The 24,480-nt window shown below is 59.6% G+C and carries 22 protein-coding genes; 11 read left to right on the top strand and 11 right to left on the bottom strand.

All coding sequences use genetic code 11. The annotated features are described in order from the left end of the window. Positions 1-42: 42 nt before the first annotated feature. Both AAC850_RS11915 and AAC850_RS11920 read left to right on the top strand, forming a co-directional pair. Positions 43-447: a nuclear transport factor 2 family protein gene (locus AAC850_RS11915; protein WP_340588981.1), complete on the top strand. Its 405-nt coding sequence runs from the start codon at positions 43-45 to the stop codon at positions 445-447. Next, the gene (locus tag AAC850_RS11920; RefSeq protein WP_340588982.1) at positions 444-1,688 is read left to right on the top strand and encodes a DUF418 domain-containing protein; all 1,245 of its coding nucleotides are present in this window, start codon (positions 444-446) and stop codon (positions 1,686-1,688) included. The genes AAC850_RS11915 and AAC850_RS11920 overlap by 4 nt, the downstream gene beginning before the upstream one ends. A 29-nt stretch (positions 1,689-1,717) precedes the next feature. Here the strand turns inward: AAC850_RS11920 and AAC850_RS11925 are convergent, their stop codons facing one another. The 4 genes from AAC850_RS11925 to AAC850_RS11940 all read right to left on the bottom strand — a co-directional run bounded on the left by AAC850_RS11925 (position 1,718) and on the right by AAC850_RS11940 (position 7,302). Next, on the bottom strand, positions 1,718-2,899 hold the full coding sequence (locus tag AAC850_RS11925) for a Vgb family protein (protein ID WP_340588983.1): 1,182 nt from the start codon (positions 2,897-2,899) through the stop codon (positions 1,718-1,720). Positions 2,900-3,051: 152 nt separating this feature from the next. Further along, on the bottom strand, positions 3,052-4,383 hold the full coding sequence (locus tag AAC850_RS11930; RefSeq protein WP_340588984.1) for a DUF1552 domain-containing protein: 1,332 nt from the start codon (positions 4,381-4,383) through the stop codon (positions 3,052-3,054). After that, on the bottom strand, positions 4,380-6,095 hold the full coding sequence (locus tag AAC850_RS11935; RefSeq protein ID WP_340588985.1) for a DUF1592 domain-containing protein: 1,716 nt from the start codon (positions 6,093-6,095) through the stop codon (positions 4,380-4,382). Before AAC850_RS11935 ends, AAC850_RS11930 begins: the two co-directional genes overlap by 4 nt. After that, on the bottom strand, positions 6,088-7,302 hold the full coding sequence (locus AAC850_RS11940; protein WP_340588986.1) for a hypothetical protein: 1,215 nt from the start codon (positions 7,300-7,302) through the stop codon (positions 6,088-6,090). The genes AAC850_RS11935 and AAC850_RS11940 overlap by 8 nt, the downstream gene beginning before the upstream one ends. 122 nt (positions 7,303-7,424) lie before the next feature. Between AAC850_RS11940 and AAC850_RS11945 the strand changes: the two genes are divergently transcribed. Next, positions 7,425-8,003 carry a TetR/AcrR family transcriptional regulator gene (locus tag AAC850_RS11945; RefSeq protein WP_340588987.1) on the top strand — a complete coding sequence of 193 codons (579 nt, stop codon included), beginning with the start codon at positions 7,425-7,427 and terminating at the stop codon, positions 8,001-8,003. Next, positions 7,996-9,282, top strand: coding sequence for a c-type cytochrome (locus tag AAC850_RS11950; protein WP_340588988.1), 1,287 nt, complete (start codon positions 7,996-7,998; stop codon positions 9,280-9,282). Before AAC850_RS11945 ends, AAC850_RS11950 begins: the two co-directional genes overlap by 8 nt. 24 nt (positions 9,283-9,306) lie before the next feature. Here the strand turns inward: AAC850_RS11950 and AAC850_RS11955 are convergent, their stop codons facing one another. Continuing rightward, positions 9,307-10,170: an SDR family NAD(P)-dependent oxidoreductase gene (locus tag AAC850_RS11955; protein WP_340588989.1), complete on the bottom strand. Its 864-nt coding sequence runs from the start codon at positions 10,168-10,170 to the stop codon at positions 9,307-9,309. 336 nt (positions 10,171-10,506) lie between these two features. Here AAC850_RS11955 and AAC850_RS11960 point away from each other — a divergent pair, with 336 nt between their 5' ends. Together AAC850_RS11960 and AAC850_RS11965 are read left to right on the top strand one after the other, a co-directional pair. Then, positions 10,507-13,146, top strand: a complete 2,640-nt coding sequence (locus AAC850_RS11960) for a TonB-dependent receptor domain-containing protein (protein WP_340588990.1) — start codon at positions 10,507-10,509, stop codon at positions 13,144-13,146. Positions 13,147-13,303: 157 nt separating this feature from the next. After that, positions 13,304-13,684, top strand: a complete 381-nt coding sequence (locus AAC850_RS11965) for a carboxymuconolactone decarboxylase family protein (RefSeq protein WP_340588992.1) — start codon at positions 13,304-13,306, stop codon at positions 13,682-13,684. A gap of 22 nt (positions 13,685-13,706) precedes the next feature. Here the strand turns inward: AAC850_RS11965 and AAC850_RS11970 are convergent, their stop codons facing one another. From AAC850_RS11970 to AAC850_RS11985, 4 genes are all read right to left on the bottom strand, one after another. Continuing rightward, a complete protein-coding gene (locus AAC850_RS11970; RefSeq protein ID WP_340588993.1) occupies positions 13,707-14,990 on the bottom strand; it encodes an MFS transporter in 1,284 nt (427 codons plus the stop codon). A 92-nt stretch (positions 14,991-15,082) separates the two neighbouring features. Then, on the bottom strand, positions 15,083-15,856 hold the full coding sequence (locus AAC850_RS11975) for an enoyl-CoA hydratase/isomerase family protein (protein ID WP_340588995.1): 774 nt from the start codon (positions 15,854-15,856) through the stop codon (positions 15,083-15,085). 51 nt (positions 15,857-15,907) lie between these two features. Further along, positions 15,908-16,693, bottom strand: a complete 786-nt coding sequence (locus tag AAC850_RS11980) for an SDR family oxidoreductase (protein ID WP_340588996.1) — start codon at positions 16,691-16,693, stop codon at positions 15,908-15,910. Positions 16,694-16,720: 27 nt separating this feature from the next. Continuing rightward, on the bottom strand, positions 16,721-17,464 hold the full coding sequence (locus AAC850_RS11985) for an SDR family NAD(P)-dependent oxidoreductase (protein ID WP_340588997.1): 744 nt from the start codon (positions 17,462-17,464) through the stop codon (positions 16,721-16,723). A 132-nt stretch (positions 17,465-17,596) separates the two neighbouring features. Here AAC850_RS11985 and AAC850_RS11990 point away from each other — a divergent pair, with 132 nt between their 5' ends. The 3 genes from AAC850_RS11990 (at position 17,597) to AAC850_RS12000 (ending at position 22,041) form a co-directional block, all read left to right on the top strand. After that, positions 17,597-18,289, top strand: coding sequence for a FadR/GntR family transcriptional regulator (locus tag AAC850_RS11990; RefSeq protein ID WP_340588998.1), 693 nt, complete (start codon positions 17,597-17,599; stop codon positions 18,287-18,289). Positions 18,290-18,414: 125 nt separating this feature from the next. Next, complete coding sequence (locus tag AAC850_RS11995) at positions 18,415-20,559, top strand: PKD domain-containing protein (protein ID WP_340588999.1); 2,145 nt, start codon at positions 18,415-18,417, stop codon at positions 20,557-20,559. 6 nt (positions 20,560-20,565) lie between these two features. Next, positions 20,566-22,041 (top strand): AMP-binding protein, encoded by a 1,476-nt coding sequence (locus tag AAC850_RS12000; RefSeq protein ID WP_340589000.1) that lies wholly within the window; start codon positions 20,566-20,568, stop codon positions 22,039-22,041. On the opposite strand, the gene AAC850_RS12005 is transcribed toward AAC850_RS12000, so the two are convergent. Continuing rightward, entirely contained in the window at positions 22,038-22,358 is a 321-nt protein-coding gene (locus AAC850_RS12005; RefSeq protein WP_340589001.1) for a Rieske (2Fe-2S) protein, read from the bottom strand. The two genes, AAC850_RS12000 and AAC850_RS12005, sit on opposite strands and share 4 nt — an antisense overlap. A 57-nt stretch (positions 22,359-22,415) precedes the next feature. Beyond that, positions 22,416-22,934, bottom strand: a complete 519-nt coding sequence (locus tag AAC850_RS12010; RefSeq protein WP_340589002.1) for a nuclear transport factor 2 family protein — start codon at positions 22,932-22,934, stop codon at positions 22,416-22,418. A gap of 196 nt (positions 22,935-23,130) precedes the next feature. Here AAC850_RS12010 and AAC850_RS12015 point away from each other — a divergent pair, with 196 nt between their 5' ends. Both AAC850_RS12015 and AAC850_RS12020 read left to right on the top strand, forming a co-directional pair. Then, positions 23,131-23,361: a biotin/lipoyl-containing protein gene (locus AAC850_RS12015; RefSeq protein ID WP_340589003.1), complete on the top strand. Its 231-nt coding sequence runs from the start codon at positions 23,131-23,133 to the stop codon at positions 23,359-23,361. Positions 23,362-23,366: 5 nt separating this feature from the next. Further along, complete coding sequence (locus AAC850_RS12020; RefSeq protein ID WP_340589004.1) at positions 23,367-24,476, top strand: Gfo/Idh/MocA family protein; 1,110 nt, start codon at positions 23,367-23,369, stop codon at positions 24,474-24,476. The last annotated feature ends 4 nt before the right edge of the window (positions 24,477-24,480 follow it).

The raw sequence follows: 24,480 nt of genomic DNA on the forward strand, positions 1-24,480 counted from the left end.
AGGCCCGACGGTCGCGACAGAACCTTTGCAGGAGAACTACTGATGCCCACGAACTCGGAAATAGTACAATCGCTCTACGCTTCCTTCGATACGGGAGATATCGCGGGAGCAACCGCGGTCATGGCAGATGACATTGTCTGGAACGAGGCGGAGAACAACCATCTGGCAGACGGCAATCCCTATGTCGGGCCACAAGCCGTGGTCGAGGGTGTATTCGTGCAGTTGGGAAGTGACTTCGAGGGGTTCAGGGTCGAGCGCGAGGCGTTCGTGACCGAGGGCGATACTGTGGTTATGCAGGGCCGCTATCACTTCACAGCAACCGCCACCGGGAGCGCCGCCAGTCCGCAGGTCGTGCATTGGTGGACAGTCAAAGAAGGCCGCATCACCGGCTTCCAACAGCACATCGACACGCTCGAACTGGCCCGTGCGCTCGGCCAACTTGCGTGAGCGGCGTAGCACCGATCACCTCGCGCGAACGTGTTGGCGAACTCGACGTCTTGCGCGGCTTTGCCCTGCTCGGCGTGATGATAATCAACCTCAAGGAACTGGGGGGAGTTGATGTCACCATCACTGCCGATCAGCTAGCAGCACTTCCCAGCGCAGCCGCTGACACGAGACTGGATTTCTGGGTCCGGCTTTTCGTGGCGGACAAGGCCAATACGCTGTTTGCGTGCCTGTTCGGCCTGGGATTCTGGGTGCAGATGCAAAGGCTGGAGGCGCGCGGTGCGCCATTTCGTGAAATCTATCTCCGACGTGCGGGAATCCTGCTCATTTTCGGATGGCTCCACGTGCTGCTGCTGTTCAGCTGGGACGTCCTCCACATTTACGGTATCGCGGCCTTTATCCTGCTATTCAGCAGGAAACTGTCCAACCGATCGCTGCTCCTCATTGGCGGGGCGCTGCTGCTTCTTGGCAAACCGGCCATCACCGCATTGTTTTCCTGGTCGGGCATTTCCGGCCCACTGGATGCGATAACCTTCGCCGATAGCGAAGTGCTGGCGCGGCAGGCGGCGGCGCAGGCTGGCGACTTTCCCGGCTTCATGTCCCTGATGGCCGAAAACCTGTGGCTCGGCTGGTTGCTCAACGGAGGGCTGATTGGATGGATCGCTTATGCAACGGGCAGGTTCTACATAGGCGCATGGATTGCCCGAAAGGGCTGGATACAGAACGCGAAGGATAATCTTTCACCTTTCCGCCGCTGGTTGTGGCCCTTGCTGCTGGGCGGCTGGTCGCTCGAAGCTGTTCGGCTTTTGTCGGAAGAGGGACTGATCGGGTCGGGCGAGCCCTGGACAGCCGTGGCAGGGGAAGCGCTTCATGCCATTGCAACACCGATGATCGCAGCAGGCTACGTCTGCGCACTGGTCCTGCTCTTCAACACGCGGGTATCGAGTTGGCTAGTCAGGCCATTTGCGCCGGTGGGGCGCATGGCGCTTACCAATTATGTCATGCAGGGATTTGCGATCACTCTGATCCTGACGGGAGTAGGTCCGGGGCTGGCACTAGCTGGTAAGGCGGGGCTTTCTGCTTTCCTGCCAATGGTCTTTGCGTTTTATGCGGCACAGGTGGTCTTCAGCCATCTGTGGCTCACATACTTTGCCTACGGACCGCTCGAATGGGGCTGGCGCGCGCTGACCTACGCCGAGCGCCCGCGTTTTCGCCGTGCTGTTCGGATCGATGCCACGACTTAGGCAACCACTAGCCAACTTTGATACGGCGTCTACTCGCGCTCGACCGTCACGCGCGCGATATGGTTCGTGCCGCTCTGGTGGATCAGCAAGGCACTGCCGTCGATTGTGGTGCGCATGTGGCGCAATATCCCGCCGCGGACCGGGCCGGAGGGGATGGGCCAGCTCTGGAAGGTCTCCGCCTCCGGATCGAACCGGACGAGCATATCGGGGCGTACGCCGCTTTCGTTGTACCACACTGCGCCGTCGAAGATGGCGATGGCATAGGGATGCGATCTCGGGCCGCTGGGGGAGGCCCACTCGGTAATGTCGCCGCTCACCGGATCATAGCGCCCCAATCGCCCAAGGCCCGAATTGACCCACCAGATAATGCCGTCCTCATCGATATCGAGCCGCCTGACGGTTGTGCCCTCTTCGGGCAGGGTAATTTCGGTGACGTCCATTGTGTCCGGATCAATGCGGAGCAGGCAATTGGCCCCGTTGCAGGCGACCCAGACTGTGCCGCCCTCCGCGATTTTCACGCCATATGGCCGCGAGTTATCCCGCGGGCTTCGCACGAGCCTCACTTCGCTGGTTTCAGGATCAAGTCGGCCGATCATGTTGCTGCCTTGGAGGCTGAACCAGAGGATACCCTCGGCATCGAACTCGGCCGTGTGCGGATCGCGCGCGGCCGGATCGGGCATCGGGTATTCGGTGATTTCGCGTGTCGCCGGGTCGAAGCGGCCCATGGTGGCGTTGCGATTGCCGGTATACCACGCCATTCCGTCCGGCCCGATAGTCACCGAATGGGGCCGCGCCCCACTAGGCAGGCGGAATTCCTCCATCTCGCCGGTTTGCGGGTCGAGACGTCCCAGAATGTCGAGCCACTGGCCGACCCACCAGATCGTGCCGTCAGGCGCCTCGACCGGATCACGCGAACGCTGCCCCAATGTCGGGACCATCCATTCTTCGAAGCTTATGTTCAGCGGCCCGCTTACCATGGTCGCGGCGCGGTTGTCGCTCGGCGGGAATGTCGCCGCAAGGTAATCGAGAATTGCATCTTGCGCGGGAGGATTGCCCGAAAGGTCAACCATGGTTGAGATCAGGAAACGCCAGTCTTCACGCGAATAGCCAGAGCTGCGCTCGATATGACCTGTACCGTGGCAGCCGGTGCAAACGCTCTCGACCAGATCGCGCCCGGCCCCCTGTGGCAGGGCGAGGGCTGACGAGGGCATCGTCAAAGCTGCAAGGACAATGGTGAGGCGAGGCAAAATGCGTGGCATGGTGGGCGCTCTCAATCGTGACGTGTCGACGCGCAGTAGATGACCAACCACTGCTTTCGTCAAGAAACAACGTACCGATGCCTGTCCGAAAGGTTCGCCGCCGCTTAAGCGACCAGTTCGCTGATTGTGCGATTGGTCTCCATCGAGAGGTGGCCCCAGCGTTCAACTGGAACGCCCATGATCTGCTGCACGGTAAGTCCGATGCGGGCGATTGAATCGCCGCCCCCTGCCAAGTGGTAGCCGGTGCGAACCTTGCCGCCTGCATTGCCTGCAATCATGACAGGAATGCCCTCTACCGCATGGGCTTTGGCGATCGAGCAATCCGAATGCGCGAGCACCAGGCAATTGTCGAGCAGCGTGCCGTCGCCCTCCGGGATTGCAGAAAGCGCGTCGAGGAAATCGCGCCAGCCGACCATGCTTTGTGTCACGAACTGGCTGTGCTGCTTCTGATAGCCCAGTTCGGGGTCGTTGGCTTCTTCATGCGTGATCGTGTGGTGCGTTGTCGTCTCGCCCGGAAGCCTCAGGTTGGAAGTCGTGTCGGAAAACAGCATGTTGAACACGCGGGTCTGGTTGGTCTGCAATGCGCGGGCCAACAGACTCGACATAAGCTTGTGCGTTTCGAGCACATCGCCGATTTCTGATCCCAACCCGTCCGCTTCTGGCTGCGCGGGACGTTCGAAATTCTCGACTGGTGCGGGTGGCTGCAATTGCAGGTCGAGCTGCTGCTCGATCTGGCGGATGGAGGTGAAATATTCGTCGAGCCGGTGGCGGTCCGCTGCGCCGACTTCGCGCATCAGGCGCTGACGATCTTCCGACACTGCCGAAAGCACACTGCGCCGTGCCATGATTCCTGCATCGGGCGTGAAGCTCGACGAGTTCGGGTCCTGGAAACCTGCTCCGAAGATGCGACGATAGAGTTCTACCGGAGACATCTCGCTGGGATTGGGGGAACCAGCGGAATGATACGAATAGGAGTTTTCGAGCCCGCAACTGCTGATTTCCAGTGATCGGAACCGGGTATCGGCACCAATCTGCTGACCAATCAATACGTCGAGCGTTGGGGCGCGCACATTGCTGTCGGGCACGGGGATGCCGGTGCGCATTCCAAGACAACCAGTGATATGCGGTTTGTTGGCGACTCCATCGAGGCGGACATCGAAACCGGACAGGAGCGCCATGCGATCGCGATAGGGCTCCAGCGGCTCAAGATCAGCGGGCATTGCATAGTCGGTGCCGGTGCTGCCGGGGATCCACTTTTCGGGGATGAAGCCACAGCCCCAGATCCATGTGCCGAAGCGTGTAGGGATGCGCTGGCCGGTGGCAGCAATCGCCGTACCGTTGTTGTTCAACAGGCTATCAAGCAGCGGAATTGCGACTCCCACCGCAGCGCCGCCAATGGCACCGCGAAGGACAGTGCGTCTTGAAATTCCGCTCATGATATATCTCCTTGAGCTGAGCCGCGCGTGTCGGCGCGCGCTCCAGCAGTAGTATCCGACCGTCTTGCCCTTGGCGGGGTTACGGTGAAGAAATTCTCGCTGGTGGCGATCCTGCGCATCAAGTCGGGCACACTATAGTCATCATCGGCAAATTCGTCGATCAGCCAGTCGAGATAGTAGCGTTCGCCCCATTCGATGTCGCGGCCCACGGCGGCTGTATACATGCGCTGGGCGAGGCAGCGCGGTGTTTCGGGGTGGTCGCGCAACGCCTCCGCCAACCCGTCTGCCGTGGCGTAGGGCGTACCGTCAAGCTCACCTGAAAGGTCGATCAACTCACCGTTTTCGTGGGTACGGAAAGTGCCCACGCCGTCGAAGCTTTCCAATGTCAGCCCCAGTGGGTCCATGACCTTGTGGCAGCCGGCACAAGAAGGTTCGGTGTTGTGGATCGAAAGGCGATCTCGCGCAGTCACATTGGCCTCGTTTACATGCTCCTCGATTTCGGTGAAATTCACGTTGGAAGGAGGATCTGGCACTTCCTGGCACAGGAAAACCTGCCGCAGCGCATAACCGCGCAGCGTCGGGGACGATCGTCCCGGGTGGGAGTGCAAGGCGAGGAAGGACACGTGGGACTGGATGCCCGCGCGTCCCGCATCCGGCGCGAAAGTAACTGGCTGCCAGCCTTCGCGGGCAGGCACAGGGGTGCGATTGACAACGCCCAAGGCGCGCGTGAGGTAAGTGTCACGCAGCGTGAAGAGGTCACGATAATCACCATCGTTCTCGACTACATGTTCGATGATCGTCTTGAGCGTCTGTTCCTGAGCATCAAGAGCCAGGTCGGAGTTGAACGCCGGATAGATTTCCGGGTCTTTTGCAAGCTCGCCGAAGCTGTCGAACTCCATCATGTCGGAAAAGAAGTTACGCACCGTGCCTTCGAAACGGTCCGATGCTATGAGCCTGTCGGCCTGCGCCCGTATACCACGCGTGCTGTCCAGATCGCCATCTTCTGCGGCTCTTAGAAGCTCATCGTCGGGCGGGGCGTTGGTGAGGAAGAAGCTCAGCCGCTCGGCGCGCGAAAAAGGATCAAGTTGGTCAGGGTGTTCCGGGTCTACGCGCTCGATCCGGAACAGGAAATCGGGTGCGACCAGCATTGCATAAAGGCTGAGCCGCAGCCCGTCATGGAAATCGCCAAGCTGTTCGGCTCCATTGCGCGCAAGGCCGACATAATGCTGGACTTCGAAATCGGCGAGCGGGCGGCGGAAGAGCATGCGTCCCTTGTCTGACAAGAAGGCGCTGGCACATACGACATCGAACTGGCGTGCGTCGGCCGGGCTGCAATCCAATTGGCTCGCGCGTTGTTCTTCGCTCAGGACCGTTGCGGCGATGATCTGGGCAGAAGCTTCATATTGCTCGACCGCAAAGGGAGAAATGCCCGCTTGCCCGGTGCCCACGGCGATGAGGCCATGCGCACGGAACGGGCGTTCGAACCGCCCCGCAATCTCGATGTCAGGACCGAATATGTCGGAAATGGAGTTGCGATATTGCTCTTCGGTGAGGCGGCGGACCATTGGCGGACCACCGGTCGTCTCTGGCTCGCCTGAATCGATTACGGCGAGTGCAAAGACCATGACGAGGATTGCGAGCACGGCGTAAACCACCAGTCTTTTGCCGCGAGATCCGATGCTGATGAGAGGTGCTTTCGATTCCTCAGGCATCATCGCTCTCCGCATCCAGTTCGGGCGCTACCAGGAAAGCGGGGCGCGCTTCGAATCGGTATTGGGTCGAGATCGAGGTGAAGCTGCCGCCATCATCGGGATGTCCGTCGGCAAGCCGATGCAGCGATTGCCACATGCCCTGGCAAGTGTGACCCAGCACACGTGCAGAACCGTTTGAAGTCTGCAAACGGCGCGCTTCGGGGGCTGGGGTGCCATCGCCATTTCGCGCGTTGCGATAACCGAACTGGAAATCATACAGGGCTTCGACCGGCGTGTATCCTCCGAGGATGCCGTTGAGCTGGCCGCTGGCATCGAGGGTTGCACGTATGCGGGCGTCAAGCAGTGGGCGCACCGTGTACATACTGTTGGTTACGTGGTGGAACTGGACATCCACCGGCTCGCTGATCAGCACGCCATCAACAATACGGCCTGTGGTCGTCGCGTTTAATGCCGGATCGGCATCCCAGGCATAGGTAGCATATTCGAGCGCAGCGCGCGTCGGGCTGAGGCGAAGAGGATCGGCGCTGGCGTGGATGCCGATCCGGACGTGATCGTCATTCTCCAGGTCATCGACGCCAGCGAGCGAAATGAGGATGCCCCATTCGCCCGCATACATGCCGATTTCATAAACGTTGGATTGACCGTCGGACTGGTAGGAACGGTTGCAGCCGACCGCGCGCCAGAACTGGTTGTCGACCCCTTCCTCGCCATCAGGTGAGACAAAATCGAACCGCCGGGAGCGAATGTCAGCAGACGAGCGGGACACAGCGCCGTCTAGGTTTATGCCGTCGGCCACGGCGTCGGGATCGAGCAGTTGCCGCGTGTGAGGATCGAGCGGGGCGACCGCGGGGAACATGCACATGTTCCGCCCATCGGGAAGTTGCGATGATGCCTGCCCACCGGTTTCCAGCCGTTGGCCATATGCCTCGTCGTCTTCGCCCGCCCGCCGAGCGGCTTCGGGGGTTTCGGAAAAAATCTCGACGACGTTCTTGCTCATTCCATTGGGACAGGTGCCGGCTTCGGCTGCATCAGGGCCTACCGCATAGGCAAAACTCGTGATTACGAAGCCGGCCTCGCCGTCGCGAAGGAAGCCGCCGCCTTGCACTTCGATCCGGTCGTCCTTCAGCAAAGCCCACGCGCCAACGCCGATTGCGGCAACGACAATCGAAGCCAGCAGGATCCTGTAAATCGTGTGCTGACGGGCCATTCAGCCGTCCTCTCATATGTTTCTTTCACCCCTGTTACTAACAGGGTTGCAGAAAACTGCAACAGGTAATAGAAGCGAGTGCATCGCTGCCCCCTTAGGGCCATTCATTATTGCGAGGTTTCATGGCGCGCCCCCTATCGGTAACCGACGAAGAGATCTTCGATGCTGCGCAGAATGTCATGGCGCAAAGCGGACCTGCAGGCTTCTCCATTTCGGAAGTCGCACGGCAGGTCGGCTTGTCGCGCGCGGCGATCACGTTCCGATTCGAAGGACCTGACCAGCTCAAGCGCGCAACCTTCGCCCGGGCCATCGCTTTCATGGAAAAGGAAGTCGCCACCTGGACAATTGAGGAGGGCAGTGAAGGGCTGCTGGAAATCGCGTCCCGGATTGGTCGCATGGTCGGCGGGCGTGAGAATTTCGGCAGCTTCATGATGCGCTTTTCCGAAAACCTCGATGATCCTGCGGGTATCGAGATGGAGCAGCAGCGCGGCGAAGTGGTGCGCGCCGCAGTCGGCCGCGCAATGCCCGAAACCTGCGTGACCAAGGCCGAGGCTATCGATGCGTTCATGGCCAACATCTCCGGAGCGCTGCTGTCGTGGCGGGCGAGTTCAGGCGAGGATGCAGAGGATTTCATGGTTGCGCGCACCAAAGTCTGGTTGCGCCTTGCAGGCTTGATGCCGGAGGCGAAAACCGGTGGCTGATCGCGCGCGTTGGAAGCGCTGGGCACAGCGGGGTGGCATTGCGCTGCTGGCACTCGCTGTCGTCGCGCTGGCTGGGGCGGCTTGGATTTTCCGTCCACTGCCGCTGGAGGGTTCTCCAAAGCTGGAAACTTCGGCTGCCAGTGCGGAACGCGGTGAATATCTTGCGCAGATCGGCAATTGCAGTGCGTGCCATACAGTCCCCGGAGGTGAGGAGCTTGCTGGCGGGGTTGCCTTCCATACCGACTTCGGGACGATCTATTCGACCAACATCACACCCGACCGCGAAAACGGCATCGGCAACTGGACGTTCTCGCAGTTCCACCGCGCCATGAAGCACGGCATTGGCGATGGCGGAGAGCATCTTTATCCGGCGTTTCCCTATACCTCCTTCGCGCAGATGACGGACCAGGACATCGGTTCGCTCTATCTCCATCTTGCGCGGACCCCGGCAATTGCCACCGCCAATCGCGACAACGACATGGATTTCCCATTCGGCAATCGCGGCCTCCTGCATTTCTGGAAGCGCCTGTTCCACGAGCCCGAGCAATTCCAGGCCAATGCCAGCCAAGCGCCCGAGTGGAACCGCGGTGCCTACCTGGTCGAAGCCGTGGCGCATTGCGGCGCGTGCCATACGCCGCGCAACGCCCTGGGCGGGCCGGACAACGACCGTCATTTGCAAGGCGGCATCTATGTCGATCAGGTCCGGAACGGGGCCTATCGCCGCTGGGCCGCTGTCGACATCACGCCGGGCGAGAACGGGCTGGCACACTGGAGCGCCGAAGATTTCGAACAATATCTGGCCGAGGGGCAGAACGCGCACGCCGTCGTACACGGTCCGATGAACGAGGTCTTCGCGTCGACAGGGTTGCTGACGGACGAAGACCGCTTGGCGATGGCGATCTATCTGACGGGCGTCGCTCCCAGTTCGCCGCGTTGGAGACTACCATTTCCGTCGCTCGGCGCGAGCGATGGTGAAATTGTCTACACGGTGCATTGCGGCACTTGTCACCTGCCCGATGGAGGGGGCGACCCAACGCTCGGTGTGTCGCTGCACAACAATCCCGTCATCCAAGCCGAAGACCCAAGTTCGCTGATCAACGTGATCCTTTACGGACCCGACCTGCCGCCGCCGCCTTTTACAGTTGGGCGCAGCCGAATGAAGGCATTTGGTAGACGGCTGTCGGATGACGATATTGCCGCAGTCGCAACCTATCTGCGCAGCAGTTTCGGCAATAACGCCAGCGGTGTCTCTGCGTCGCAGGTAGCCCGGCAACGCTGATGCTGCGCGGCTTGCTGTACGCATTTAGGCGTTGATGGAATCTATCACTTCCTGGGTAATGCTGGGCTTGCCCGTGTCACCGGCGAGGAATTCCTCGTGCTTGCCTGCAATGAAGTCGTCCGGTCCCGCCGCGTAGTCAACAAGGGTTGGCCACAATTCCTCATGAGTGGGGATGATGATCTTGCCTTCTTCCATACCGTCGCTGAGCAGTGTGGCGGCTTCCTGTTGTGACTTGACCCAGAGGTTGCTGCCCGGCGCACGCATTACGTACTCTCCGCCATAGTCGCGCATGCCGGGGCCAGACGTCGAATTGGTCATGACCGGACCGGGACAAAGGCAGCTTACCTTGATGCCGAATTGCATGAGGTAGAGCGCGAGGTTCTGCGACATCGAAACGACCGCGGCTTTCGAGGCGCCGTAATGGATGCGACTGGCGGCAAAGGGATAAAGACCAGCAAAGCTCGCCGTGTTGACGATGTGGCCCGCGCCGCGCTCTATCATGCGCGGCACGATCACATTGTTGGCGCGCACCATGCCGAAGATATTCACTTCGAACATGCGCTGCCATTCCTCGATCGGGATGTGCTGCGGATCGCCACCCGAAATGATGCCGGCATTGTTCATGTGTATGTCGAGCGGGCCGAGTTCCTTTTCGGCAGCATCGATCGTTTCGAGCACCGAGCCGTCATCCATCACGTCACAGCGCAGGCCGACACTTTGCGCGCCGGTCTTGCGCAGCTCTTCTGCCGTCGCTTGGGCAGCTTCCCCGTCAACGTCGGCAACAGCGACACGGGCTCCGCGCGCGGCCCATTCCTGCGCGATACGCTTGCCGATGTTCTGCCCGCCCCCGATTATCAGCGCTGAACTGCCTGCAAATGTACTTCCCATGTGATTTTCCTTTTGAGCACGCGATAAGACGGAACTTTCACGCCCCGCATCGGCGTTACCTCACGTCAGATCGTTCGCAAGACCGCCACCGAAGGCAATGCTCCGCTCAACCGTCGCATCAAAGGCGCAATTCCCCGTCCACCCTCGGGAAAGACCACCGCATCGCAACCGCGATATGTCTGGCCGCTGATCGGAAATCACTCGACCAGCACGGCAATCCCTCTAACTCGGAACCATCGCGAATGCTGTGCGAGGCTATCAGTGTATCCGGCGAAGATCGGGATAAGCACTTCCAAAACGGCATCGGATTGAGGGTCTTTTGGGAGGATTAATGCAATGAGAGTTCACAGCAAAGCGCTGGTTTCAACGGCAGCCATAGCCTTGTCGGCGTCGATGTTGATGCCAACTGTTGCACTTGCACAGGATGGTCCTGATGAAGCCGATGAGGAAAACCGCATCGTCGTTACCGGAACGTTGATCCGCGGCGTGGAAGAAACCGGTTCCAAGTCGATTGACGTAGGTGCGGAGGAGATCGTCGCACTCGGTTCGTCAACGACAAACGAACTTCTTGGTGAAATCCCGCAGGCGACCAATTTGTTCAACGCGCGTTTTGATGGCGATCCGCGCAGCGCCGACCGTCAGCAGGTCTCTCGTCCCAACCTTCGCGGCCTCCCGGGCATCAATGCTGCCACGGGTTCCACGACACTTGTTCTTGTCGATGGCCACCGGGTAGTGCCGATGGGCGTTGATCAGGCGTCGTTCGATCCTGATTTCATTCCGCCGGGCGCTATCGAAAAGGTCGAGGTCGTTCTCGACGGCGGTTCCTCGCTCTATGGTGCAGACGCCGTGGGCGGCGTGGTGAACTTTATCACGCGCCGCGAAGTGGATGGCATCGAGGCAAACGCCACGCTTGAACTTGGCGACGATTACGAAGCCTACAATCTCGGACTTTCCGCCGGCACGGCGTGGAACAACGGTTCGGCCTATGTCACATACAACTACTATGATCGCGGCATCTTGCTGCGCGGTGACAGGGATTTTGCAGCGCAAGGTTCCTGGAACGCTGACGGTACTGTCCTGACGCCGTCGGGAACGCAATGTCTCGAGCCTGTAGGCGAAATCGTCACCTGGGCGAATTTTGGTGCAGGGTGGACGAGCAATCCCGCAGCTGCTGCACTCGGGGTAAGGCGCACGGCCGTGGGCACGCCTTGCGATATCGACGCAGAAGGAACTTTCTTGCCAGCGCTGGAACGGCACACCGTGCTGTTTGGTCTTTCGCAAGAACTTTCGGACACATTGACGCTTGATGTGCGGGCCAATTTCGGCGACTCGCATGTCACTTTCGCAGCCTATCCGCTTGGCGATACGGTATCCGAACAGGATCCCAATACGCTGATGATTCCAGGCAATTTCGGTGACACATATGACGTCGCCTCGGTCGGATTCTCCTATGGTGCGAATTCGGCTTATGTCGATCGCGACCAGACGCAGGATCTGCGTGTTTACGGCATTGCTCCGGAACTCACGATCTCTCTTGGCAATGACTGGCAGATCAAGAACTTGCTTTATTGGGGGCGCTCGGAAAACAGCCGCTTGCTTCCTTCCAGCAACCGGACTGTCCTGCTCGATTATGTCGCATCTGGCGATTTCGATCCCACCGATGTCGCTGCCGCTAGCCCGGGCGTAATCAATGACATCCTCAACTTCGAAGTTGCAGGTGAATCCCGGCAGGAACTGGCGCTGTTCCGCTCCATTGCCGACGGTCCGATCTTTGACCTGCCTGCTGGTCCGGTCAGAGCGGCTTTCGGCGTCGAGCTTAATCTTGAAGAAGCAAGCCTGAGGTCCGAATCCGTGACAATCGGCGGGCTCTCGGCAATCCCGTTCAGGAGCGAGGCCCGGAATGTGAAGTCCGTCTTCAGCGAGCTTTCAATTCCGGTCTTCTCCATGCTCGACCTGTCGCTTTCGGCGCGCTATGATGATTACAGCGACTTTGGCGACACCTTCAATCCTTCGGTCGGCTTCAATTTTGAACCTACCGAATGGCTGCGCGTCTTCGGCCACTGGGGCGAATCCTTCAATGCGCCGACTGCACTTGATGCTGTCCGCACGGCGAACGCTCGCTTCATCGCCAATGCTGCTGCAGGCGTGCCCGATCCCAACATGGAGCGGACAGATCCCAATCGCGACGATGTCCTGCTTGTGGAAGGTTCCGGTGGCGGCTTAAGGCCGCAGACAGCAGAGACTTGGTCCATCGGCACCGAGTTCGAGCCCGTAAGCGATCTCGTTTTCAGCGCGAACTATTACAATATCGACTTCAGCAACGTGCTCGGCGCAGTAAATCCGCAGCTGGCATCTGTTGTTTTGCTGAACCCCGACAAGTTCATCTTCAACCCGACGCAGGCAGAATTTGACGCCTTCCTGGCAGCAAGTTCGAATGGTGAGCAATTTGCCGACATCAACGCGGATGACGTCGGCGTGATTATCGACCGCCGTGTCGCTAACATCAGCTCGGCACAGTTGGAGGGCCTCGACTTCTCGGTCGATTTCCGCACCGAGCTGGGCGCGGGCGACCTGAACCTCGGCCTGGCGGGTAACAAGCAACTCGACTTCGTAGTTACTGACAACGGAATTACGGTCGACCAGCTTGAATTCGACCTGCCGGATCTCGCTCTCACTGCCTATGCCGGTTATTCGCTCGGCGGATTCAGGAGCAGGCTCAGCCTCAACCATACCAGCGGCTTCGATACCAACACGGCCGTTGCCCAGACCGAGGTTGATAGCTTCACCGTGTTCAACCTATTCCTCGGCTATGAATTCCAGGAAGAAGATGGCTTGTTGGAAGGGTTGGCGTTCCGGTTCAATGTCGACAATCTGTTCGATACCGATCCGCCGGTGTTCCGCCAGCAGCGCAACCTCAACTATTCGGGCTTCACTCTCGGCCGCGTCTTCAAGATCGGCGTGAGCAAGCGCTTCTGATAGGTTGCACAGACAAGTTCGGGGGCGGCAACCAGACCGGGTTGCCGCCCCCTTTTCTTTGCGCTTCGGCAAGTATCGCGGACATAGTAATGATCGCTCGAATATGAGCTGACGCCCGAAGCGATAAGCACCGTAAGCGCGAAAGGGACATTCGATTATGGCAAATGAATTCGAAACAGGGCTCAATCTCTTCGGAGAGATCTATGGCGAGCAGGCAGCCACAAATTGCCGTGCCTATGCCGAGAGCGACAGCTTCGGTAGCAAGCAGGCCGAATTCGCGATGGCATGGGCGTTCGGTTCGGTGTGGTCCCGCGAAGGGCTGGAACGCAAGATGCGCAGCTGCGTGGTGCTCGGCATGATGATTGCCCTCAGGCAATCCGATGAAATCTATCACCACACCAGGATGGCGCTGGAAAACGGCCTCACACGTGGTGAAATCGAAGAAGTCCTGCTCACCGCAGTCCCATATTGCGGTCTGCCTGCAAGCAATGTTGCCAAGGCAGCCATGCAGAAAGCCTTCGACGAGATCGACGGTTAGAAGACGCTCACACCGCGTTTGATTATGTTGCGGAGACTGCGGACTGCACGGTTGGCTCGTCGTTTTCGACCCACTCGGGGTATTTGCCAAGACTGAAGACAAGCGCCCCGCTTATAAGCGAGATAGCGGTCCCGCAGATGAGGAACACCGAGTAATTGCCTGCAAGATCGAAGGTAATCCCCGCCAGCAGCGGTCCGATGCCGGCTGCGAGCGCAATCATGCTCGACATGAAGCCAAAGATCGCGCCATAGTTGCGCATCCCTCCGTACCGCGACGTCAGATAGCCGCACAATTGCAGCTTGGTGCCCGCAGCGTAGCCGTTGACCAGCATGGCTACGATCACGAGCGTCGTCGTGCTGAAAGATTCCAGTAGAAGGGGATAGGCGAAAGCGGTCGACGCCAGCGTAAGACCGCCGACCCAGCGAACATGATAGCGGTCGATCAGCGTTCCCGTTACCAGCTTGCCGATGATGCCAGCTATACCGGCCATGCTTGCCAGCCAGGCCGCATTGGTGCGGCTGAAGCCCGCGTCGACGATGATCGGCACTTGGTGAACCGTAATGCCGATGGTGATGCTGAGGGTCAGGAGGGTCGCAATCGCCACACGCCACAGCGACGAATCGCGCCAGGCTTGCGAAATGGTGAGCCCCGGCAGATTGGGCGCCTCGGCAGCCTTCTCCTTGTTAACCTTGAGCAAAAGGCGTTGTTCGTCGCGCGCATCGAACAGGAAGAACAGGCACAGCACGATTGCAATGGCTCCCCAACCCGTACCGAGCGCGACATAGGCTGCCCGCCAGCCGAAGTCTTCGATCAGCCAGTTGGTAAGCGGTGCGACGATGGCCGAGGCGAGCGCGGACCCTGCCAGCGTTACGCCCAGCGCTAGACCTCGACTGGACTTGAATACGCTGGCGACGGCGGTTGTCCAGGTCGTCGCGTGGATGGTCATCGAGACCAATCCGTAGGCGAACCAGATCAGCAGCCATTCGTATTCCGCTCCGCGCATCAGGGAAAAGGATGCGATGGCGAGCGATGTTCCGAACAATCCGCCAAGCGCCAGCCTGCGCGATCCGAAACGGTCGATGAGTGCGCCGAACAGCGGCGACAAGAGCAACGAGATCGCCGCCCCGATCAGCGAGCCGGATGACAAAAGCGTGCGGCTCCAGCCGAATTCGTCCTGCAATGGGCCCATGAACAGGCCCACGGCAGGCGTCATCAGCGATGCGAAAGAAAACCCGATGCCCGCCGCCATGACCAGAAGACCATAGCGTTTCCATTCCTGCTTCGCTGAAAGCGCGGCTGCTGGCACGACTGGTATCTCCTCAAATCCCGTAGGGACGGAGAGAGAGGCGGCGGGACGCTGCTGTCAAATGTGGTGTCCCGTAAGCAAGGAATGATCGCTCAGGCGTCGGACTGGAAAGCGGCTGCGGTCATTGAACCCAAGGCCTCGTGCGCCAATCCGCCGCCAAGCCCGTTCATCATCCGGCACCGCAGATCGTGGACCAGAACCTGACGGGTGTAACGCAGGATCGGCAAGGGCAACTTCGCCAGTTGCTCGCCGAGTTCGCGTGCACGGGGAAGCAATTGCGCGGCGGGTAGCACTTCGCCGACTACGCCTAGCTGCTTCGCTTCTTGCGCCCCGATGCGTTCGCCGGTTAGCAGGAAATATCGCCCCCGATTGGGACCAAGAAGCATTGGCCAGATGATGTGGACGCCGTCTCCGGGCACAGTACGCCCCGGCACGTGCGCAAGGTCAGCCAGCTCGGCATGGTCTGCTGCAAGCACGATGTCCGACAGCACCAGCAATTCGGCATGGATCAAGGCAGGTCCGTTGACCGCACCGATGACAGGAACGGGAATGGCGAGGAGGTTATTGAGAAGCCCGACACCTTCTTCATAGATGCGCGGCCACATGCTCGCCTGTCCCTCTTGCGACATGTCTTCCATGTCGAAAGTGGTTATGAAACTGTCTCCCGCGCCGGTCAGGATGACGACCTTGTTCTCCGTGTCGCGCGCGATGTCGAGAAAGGCGTTGGGCATCTGCGCGTGAAGGCTGCTTTCGGTCGTTCCCCATTTGGGGGACTCGCCCTTGGTGTGGAATGTAACAACCAGCACTCCGTTTTCACGGCCGAAGTTGATTGAAGGATATTTGTCCGAGTAGTCGCTGAGTTGCATGTATCTGGCTCCAAAGTAGCTTGAACGGTCGCCTTGAAGGAGGCGGCGAAATCAGGCGCGCATGATCCAGCCGCCATCGACATGTATCGTCTGGCCGGTGATCCATTCGCCGGCCGGAGAACACAGCAGCAGCAATGTACCGACCAGTTCGTCGGGCTCACCTTGCGGTTTGGTCGCCACGACGCCCTTGAGAAATTCGATAAAGGGTGATCCTTCGGGGGCCAGCATCTTGCCTGCATCCGATTTCACATTGCCCGGCGCGATTGCGTTGCAGGTGATGCCTTCCTTGCCAAACTGCTTTGCGAGCGAGGTTGTCAGGCCGACGAGGGCAAGCTTGGTGATGCCATAGACGCCGGAGGGCGGATACGCTCCGCCGCTGGTCTGATTGATGATCCGTCCACCTCCGCGCGAGCGCATCGAGGGGATGCACGCCCTGGCACAGAGCAGCGCACCATCGAGATTGACCGCAAAGGCCTTGTGCCAGGCGTCCATGCTGATCGTTTCGCAATTGTCGTAGCTGATATCGACCATAAGGGCGGCATTGTTGACGAGGATATCGATGCCGCCGAAAGCCTCGGTCGCAGCATCCGCCATCGCGAGTGTGGCTGCCTCGTTCGCTACGTCTGCCGCGACACCGATGGCCTTGCCGCCACTCGCGTTGATCTCGTTCGCCACGTCCTTGGCGCCGTCTTCATTCAGGTCGGCGACGACGACAGATGCGCCTGCATTGGCAAGGCCCATGGCATAGGCGCGGCCGATTGAATTGCCGCGCCCGCCGGCTCCGGTGACAATCGCGACCTTGTTGTTGAGACGGAATTGATCGAGATTGAACGCCATTGAAATGAGCTCCAGTATGGAAATTGGTCAGCCGGCAGTGATGCCGGCGTCGATATTGATGCAGGCACCGTGGAAACCGCGCCCCGCGTCTCCGGCCAACATGCAGACCATGTCGGCGACATCGTCGACCTCGACTAGGCCTCGCAGCCCGGAGTAGCGGCGGATAAGCTCGACATCTGCGTCTTTGGGAAACTGCATGTTGGCTGCGATATTGGTCATCATGCCGCCCGGTGCGACGGCATTGATGCGGATCGGTTGCTTCACGAATTCCATCGCCATGGCCTTGGTCATGCCGACGAGGCCCCACTTGCTTGCACAATAGGCCGCGGCATAGGCTTCACCGATGAATGCTGCGGACGAGGCCACGTTGACTATGGCACCATTGTTCTCAAGCAGATGCGGGATCGCCGCTTGTGACAGGATGAAGGGCGCAGACAGGTTTACCGCCAGAGTTTGCTCATAAAGATCGAGCGGCATATCCGGAGTGTCGGCCATATGGATGACGCCTGCGATATTGCACAGTGCGTCGAGCCTGCCGAAGTGGTCGACAGTCGCCGAAACCAAGCGCTTGCATGCCTCCGCACCACTCAGGTCGACCTGGTGTAAAAGAGCGCTTTCGCCCGCACCGCCGATCATTGCGGCAGTCTCGGCAAGTCCCCCCGCATCGCGATCGACAAGACACAGGCGCATATCGGCGCCTGCCAGCTTACGCGCAACTGCTCTGCCAAGACCCGATGAGGCGCCGGTTACAATTGCCACCCTATCGCCCATATCCATCCCCATCCGTAAAAAACACGCATTTATCTGAGGTTTCAATCCCGCAGATGCTTTCAATTTCGAATCATTAGGCATAATATATGCATATTATTGTGACTTGTGAAGATTGGAGCGAATGCGGCACTGATGAAAGAGATTGAACGCCAGCCACGCCAGCTTGTGCAATCAACCGCTGAAGTCCTGCGTCACAGGATTCTCGATTGCGAGCCGGGCGAACGGATCGGTTCGCTTCGCGAGATTGCCGAGGAATTCGCCGTCGGGATCGTCACGATCCAGCAGGTCGCGCGCATTTTAGAACTGGAAGGTCTGCTCGAAGTACGCCGGGGGCCGGGCGGCGGATATTTCGGGCGTCGGCCGGATATCCAGACGCTCGAAGGATTGCTCTCGGCCTATATGCGCAGCCAGCCCGCGTCGTGGGAAGAGGCGCTCGACATGACCTCGCTCCTGTTCATCGAATTATGCGCTGCTGCTGCCGAGGCGGACATGTCTGACGCAATGCGAAGCAAGCTGGAGGCTTTCCTCGCGCGCCTCGATCTTTTTACTCCTGACGACCAATTCGGGGTGCTTGAAGAGGAGTTCCAGACGCTTCTCTTCAAGATCGTCAATCGGCCTTTGTTTGAATTGCTGACGCGCGTGACGCTGCATTTTTCCCAATCATCCCCCGATGCGGCGGGCGGCTTCATGTCCTCGGAGATTTGGCTTGAAGGACGGCGCAGGATCATCGCAGCAATCCTTGGCGGAGATGTGCCCTTGGCCCGGTTCGAAGCGCAACGGTCTAACCGGGATATCATCCTCGCTTCCATAGCCCACCGGAATTGACGACATCTCCTTTCGGAAAGTGATGCAATTTGTTCGCCGCGGCGATCATTCGCTGCATCGGCGCTGATCGGGCGGCGCGGGAGCCAATGTTTGCTATCGCAGGTCTTCCAAACGGGAGTTTATCGATGGTTCGTGTCGCCCTTGTTCCTATTCTTGTTCTGGCTCTGTCAGGGTGCTTATCCCCGCCGATTGCCGAGAACAGCAATCCGCTTGTGCAACCGGTCTCCACTTCGATCGCTCCGTTGCAAGTCGACGGTTTCACCGCGGCCGATGATCTTTTTGCGCAACCCTACATCGACGTGCAGGAATGGCGTGAGGAACCGGTGCGGCATTTCTACGTGCATGGCGGATTCACTGGCACCGACACACGCTTCTCCTATTACCTGCCGCCCGAAAATGAGTGGGAGGGCCGTTTTTTCCAACACGCCACGCCCGTACCGCTGAATGAAAATCTCGCGCAGGAAATGCCGGCAGGCAAGTTCAACAAGATCGGGTTTTCGGTCGCCAGCGGGGCTTATTTTGTGGAGACCAATGGCGGAGGCGAGCTCGATATCGCCAACGGATCGCCTCTGGCTGACCCGACCATCACTGCCTACCGGGCGAATGCAGCAGCCGCGCGTTTCTCACGCCATGTGGCACAACAATTTTACGGCACGGACGAGCACATTTACGGCTATCTGCACGGCGGTTCTGGCGGCGCCTATCGCACCATCGGCAGCATGGAGAACACTAGCGGAGTATGGGACGGAGCGGTGCCCTATGTGCCCGGCTCTACGATGGCCATCCCCAACATGTTCACCGTGCGCGTTCAGGCTTTGCGTGAATTGTGGGACGTATTTCCGCAGATCATTGACGCGGTTGAGCCCGGCGGCAGCGGCGATCCTTATGCCGGTCTGACCGACCGGCAGGCGCGAGTACTTCGCGAGGTCGAGAACATGGGTTTCCCCATGCAGACCTGGTATGGTTATCAGACGATGGGTATCCACGGTTTTGCCGCGCTCTATCCTGGCGTGAAGCTGGCCGACGGCACCTACTTCACCGATTTCTGGACCCAGCCAGGATACCTCGGTCACGACCATCCCGAGTATTTCACCAACGCACGCCTGCAGCATTCTGCCGAAGTGGTGGAGGCAATTACACTAGCGGAGTCGGTTCGACTTGGCATCAATACTGATGCCAGCAGCGAACAGGACGTTGGCGGCGTCGACAATGCATTCGAAGCGGTGTTGGGGCCGGAAGGGGAGCGGGTTGTCGGCTACCGTCTCGCACAGTCTCCTCCTCCGGTACGATTTATAGGTGGCGACGTGGTAATCGAGAGCGGCACAAATGCCGGTCGCACCATGCCCTCCGCCCGGATCGTCGGTGATATCGTGGTGCTTGGCTTTGCCGACGATGATCTCGCCGTTTCGGTCCAGCCGGGGGACACTATCCGCGTCGACAATTCCGACTTTCTCGCGATGGAGAGCTATCATCGTCACCAGGTGCCGGGCCCGGACTTTGCCGTGTGGGACCAATACCGCGACGAGAATGGCGAACCGCTGTACCCGCAGCGACCGTTCCTGGTCGGCCCCCTGTTCACCGCCAACACAATGGGTGGCCCCTTCCGCGCCGACTTCCACGGGAAGATGATCATTCTCTCATCCCTGTGGGATCGCGAAGCCATGCCTTGGCAAGGCGACTGGTATCGCCGCCAGTACGAAGCGACCGGCAATGACGTGCGACTTTATTTTACCGATCACGCGCTTCATGGAGACCAGCCGGGAGAGGACGATGCCAGCCGAGTAGTCTCCTACGCAGGACCGCTGCAACAGGCCTTGCGCGAACTCGCTGCATGGGTGGAGGGCGGCGCCGAGCCGCCTAGCAATACACAATATGCAATCGAGAACGGCCAGGTCATTCTGCCCGAAACGGCTGCTCAGCGCCTTGGAATGCAGCCCACTGTCTCGCTCACTGTGGGGCAAGGAGATCGCATCGAAGTCGGCATTGGCGAACCCGTCGACTTTTCCGGTCTCGTATCCACGCCTCCCGATGGTGGTGTGCTCGTCTCAGCCGAGTGGGATTTTGATGGTGACGGACAATATACCCGGCGCGCGGATCTCGCGACGGCGGAAGGGGCGACAAGCGCGACAGTCACCGCAACCCATGCATACAGCGAAGCCGGCACCTACTTCGTTTCGCTCCGCGCAACCGCGCAACCGCGTGATGCGTTGGGAACGCCCTATGCCGAATTGATCAATCTCGACCGCGTTCGGGTGGTGGTTACGGACTGACTGGCAATGAACATCTACGATTACCTTGTTCGAGCGGCGGGAGTCGATCCGCAGGGCGTTGCAGTCTGTCTGGGTGATCAACTGCATCAGACCTGGTCCACGCTCGATGACCGCTCCCGGCGGCTTGCTCGTTCGCTCGCGGTGAAAGGGCAAGCCGGTGACAGGGTGCTGATTGCCAGCCCAAATTGCGCTGAATTCCCCGAAATCATGTTCGGAACCTGGGCGGCAGGCATGGCCGTCGTTCCGATAAACGCCAAGCTGCATGTCCGTGAAATCGCTGAGATAATTGCCGACTCCGAGCCTGTGGCCGTCTTGGTATCAGCCAAGATCGCCGAGGGCCTTCAGTCGATCGGCGAAGCTGCCATTGAGATCGGCTCGGAAGAGTATGAAGTGCTTTTCGCGGACACCGGCGCTAGTCCGGTCGCGCGCGGAAAAGACGACCTTGCCTGGCTTTTCTACACCAGCGGAACGACCGGAAGGTCAAAGGGCGCAATGCTGACGCATGGCAACCTTGCCGCAATGACAGATGCGCATCTTGCCGATATCGATAGCCCTGAAGGAGCTTCTGCTTTGCTCCATGCCGCGCCGATGTCGCATGGCTCCGGGTTATACATGTTGCCCTATGTCGCGCGCGGTTCGCGGCAGGTCATTCCAGCAAGCGGCGGCTTCGACCCGGCAGAGTTTTGCGAGCTGTGTGTCATGCACGAGGGCGTTCGTGCATTCCTCGCCCCTACGATGGTGCAGCGCCTGCGCCTGGCGCAAGACGATCAAACGCCATTCCCGACCAATCTTGAGCTGGTCGTATATGGCGGTGGCCCGATGCATGTCAGCGACATGCGCGCCGCGCTCGCCGCATTCGGCCCGATCTTCGCCCAAATCTACGGGCAAGGCGAGACACCGATGACGATCACCGGACTGACGCGCGAAGATCATATTGATGCCAGTGACACCGTGCTTGGCTCGGTAGGAAAGGTGCGTAGCGTAATCGAACTCAAGATTGTCGGCGACAGCGGTGAGCGAATGCCCGCAGGAACGCCGGGCGAAATTCTGTGCCGAGGGGCAACCGTGATGGCCGGTTATTGGCATAATCCGGATGCCACAAAGGCGACGCTCGCGGATGGTTGGCTTCACACGGGTGATATCGGCACGCTCGATGAGAATGGCTTTCTGACCCTGCTCGACCGGTCAAAGGACGTGGTGATCTCAGGTGGCAGCAATATCTATCCGCGTGAGGTCGAAGAGGTGCTGCTTGCCCACCCCGATGTGGTTGAGGCGGCGGTGATCGGTTCGCCAGACGAGGAATGGGGCGAAATTGTCGTCGCGCATGTCGTTTTGTCCACCGACATTCCGCACACCGACCTCGATGGACATTGTCTCGCGCATATTGCCCGATTCAAACGGCCCAAACGTTACGTGGTGCACGAAGAACTGCCCAAGAACGCCAATGGCAAGGTGCTGAAGCGCGAGCTACGCGAAGTCTAGCCCTCGGTCGCGAGACAGACTTCCGTCACTCCATCGCGGGTGCGGACAGGATAGGTCGCAATGGCTTCGGTGGCAGGAGGATTAAGCGGCTCTCCCGTTTCCAGGAGAAAGCGCGCGCCATGCGCTGGGCAGGCAATCCAGCCAAAGCGGACCATCCCGCAGGCGAGTTTCTGATGGGCATGGCTGCATTGGTCAGCGATCGCGTGAATATTGCCCTCGCTCCGGACGAGCAGGAAGGACAGCCCGCCAACGCTCAGGGCCACCACTTGCCCGTCTTCGAGCGCTTCCGCTTCGGCAAGGGGGTGCCACTCGCTCAAGGTTCGTCTCTTTCCGATCGTTGCATCGTTCCGTTATCCAGTGGACGCGAACGCAGTTCAATCGAAAAACCTTTCGCTGAAGTCGTCCTTGGCGCGGCCGGAGTAATGTTCTGCGGTAAACGGCATTCCCATCACGCCCTGCGACCAGTCGAAGGCGTCACCCAAGTCGGAGAACCAGTCATACAGCATGACACGGTTGGCGACGCGCCATTCGCCATCGCGCTTTTCGAAGGTGTCGAGATAGCGCGCACCGATGCAGGTGTCCTGGTCGCCAGCGCCCATGTCGACGCGGTGGTATGAGATGACGTGGGTCTCGGCCTTGGCCGCATCGCCATTCAGTTCGATATGGCTCTGCCCTAGTACATGCTGCGTGTTCTTGATCGCATCGGCACCGGGGACGACCCAAGCCAGATACTCCTCGAAACTGCCATTCTGGACGCCGTAGTCATAGGTGGCATCGGGCCACCAGCAGGAACGGATCAGACCCGCGTCGCGCCGGTCTTCGCCGCGCGCCAGACGAGCGGTACACTCGGTTATCTGTACCTTGTCGACGACGGCCTGCAATTGCGCGTCCATAATGCGTCTCCCTTCCCGCGTGTTTCGCATTGTTGTGTCACCGTCGGTGGCAGGAGCAAGAGGCGGGCAGGTGCCAGTGTCGCCTTATCGCGCGGACGATAGATCGCTTCTGAGCCGATCCGGACATATGCCGACCCCGCCGCTTGGGATAAGATGGTGGACAGATAACCTTTCTTGTAAAGACTGGAATTGTGCAATGGCGACCGAAATCCTCCTTCCCAAGCTCGGCTTTTCCATGACCGAAGGCCAGGTTTCCGAGTGGATGTTCGGCGACGGCGAAGATGTGAAGGAAGGCGACGTGCTGTTCCTGCTGGAAGCCGACAAGTCCGCCAACGAGGTGGAAGCACCTGCCACCGGCAAGCTCAAGATCGTCGTCGAAGAAGGCGTCACCAAGCAGGTCGGTGAAGTGCTGGGCTATATCGAGTAATCGCCATGACCTTGCGCGTCGGAATCGTATCAGCGGCATGGGGCGCGTTTGCACACTTGCCCGCATGGCGCGCGCTTCAAGGTGTGGAAGTCACCTCAATCTGCACGTCGCGGCAGGAAACTGCCGAAGCCGCTGCCGAACGTTGCCAGATCGAACGACCGTTCTGGGATGCGCTGGCGATGTGCCGCGATCCGGATATCGACATTGTTGACCTTGGCACGCGCCCAGGCGTGCGCCTGCCTATGGTGCTGGAAGCACTGAAACACGGCAAGCATATCTACAATTCCTGCCCGCACGCGCCTGACTGGGCGGGAGCAAAGGCCATCGATTTTGCATGGGATCGCAATACCAGCAAAACGGCTGTCGATGCGTTCTCGCGCTATCTCCCTGCCCATATGCAGATGCGGAGCATGATCGAGGCGGGCAATCTCGGAAAATTGCTGGGCGGGAACTGCCGCTTCAACATGTCGCTGTTCAACCGGCCCGACAAGCGCTTCCCCTACAATTGGTTCGCCGATGGCGCGGCAGGTGTCTCCGCACTGCGTAATTTCGGAAGCCATCTACTGTATTTTCTGTGCGAAATGCTCGGCCCGGTCGAGGAATTGGTGGCTGACCAGACCATTCTGCTTAAGGAATGGGAATTCGCCGACGGCGACCGGATGGCGGCGAATAATCCCGACTATGCCAATCTGATCCTGCGCTTTGCATCGGGCGTCAGGATTTCGCTCCAGACAAGCTGGAATCAGCCGGCGCAGGAAGGCTGGACAATCGACATGTTCGGCACCGATGCGCGCTTGCAGGCCGTTGCCCCGAGCTTTCCAACCGTAGGAGATACACGCCTGCTGTCAGGTTTGGCGGGCGACCGTGCGGACAGTGCCTTGCAGCCGGTCGAACTCACGACACCTGCCACTCCGCATATCGCAATGGATCATATCAGCGAGCCTGCACCTGCCTACCCGATGGCGCTGACGATGCAGTCGCTCGTTGACACGGTGCATGGCAAGGGATCGCCGTATCCCGATTTCGCCCTCGCGCTCGAAGTGGAGCGTTTGCTCGAAGCTGCGCGAATTTCCAACGAGGAACGCCGCTGGGTGCGTCTCGCCGGCGTAGACTAGGCAG

It is taken from the genome of Erythrobacter alti (genome assembly GCF_037996805.1).
GTDB lineage: Bacteria > Pseudomonadota > Alphaproteobacteria > Sphingomonadales > Sphingomonadaceae > Alteraurantiacibacter > Alteraurantiacibacter alti.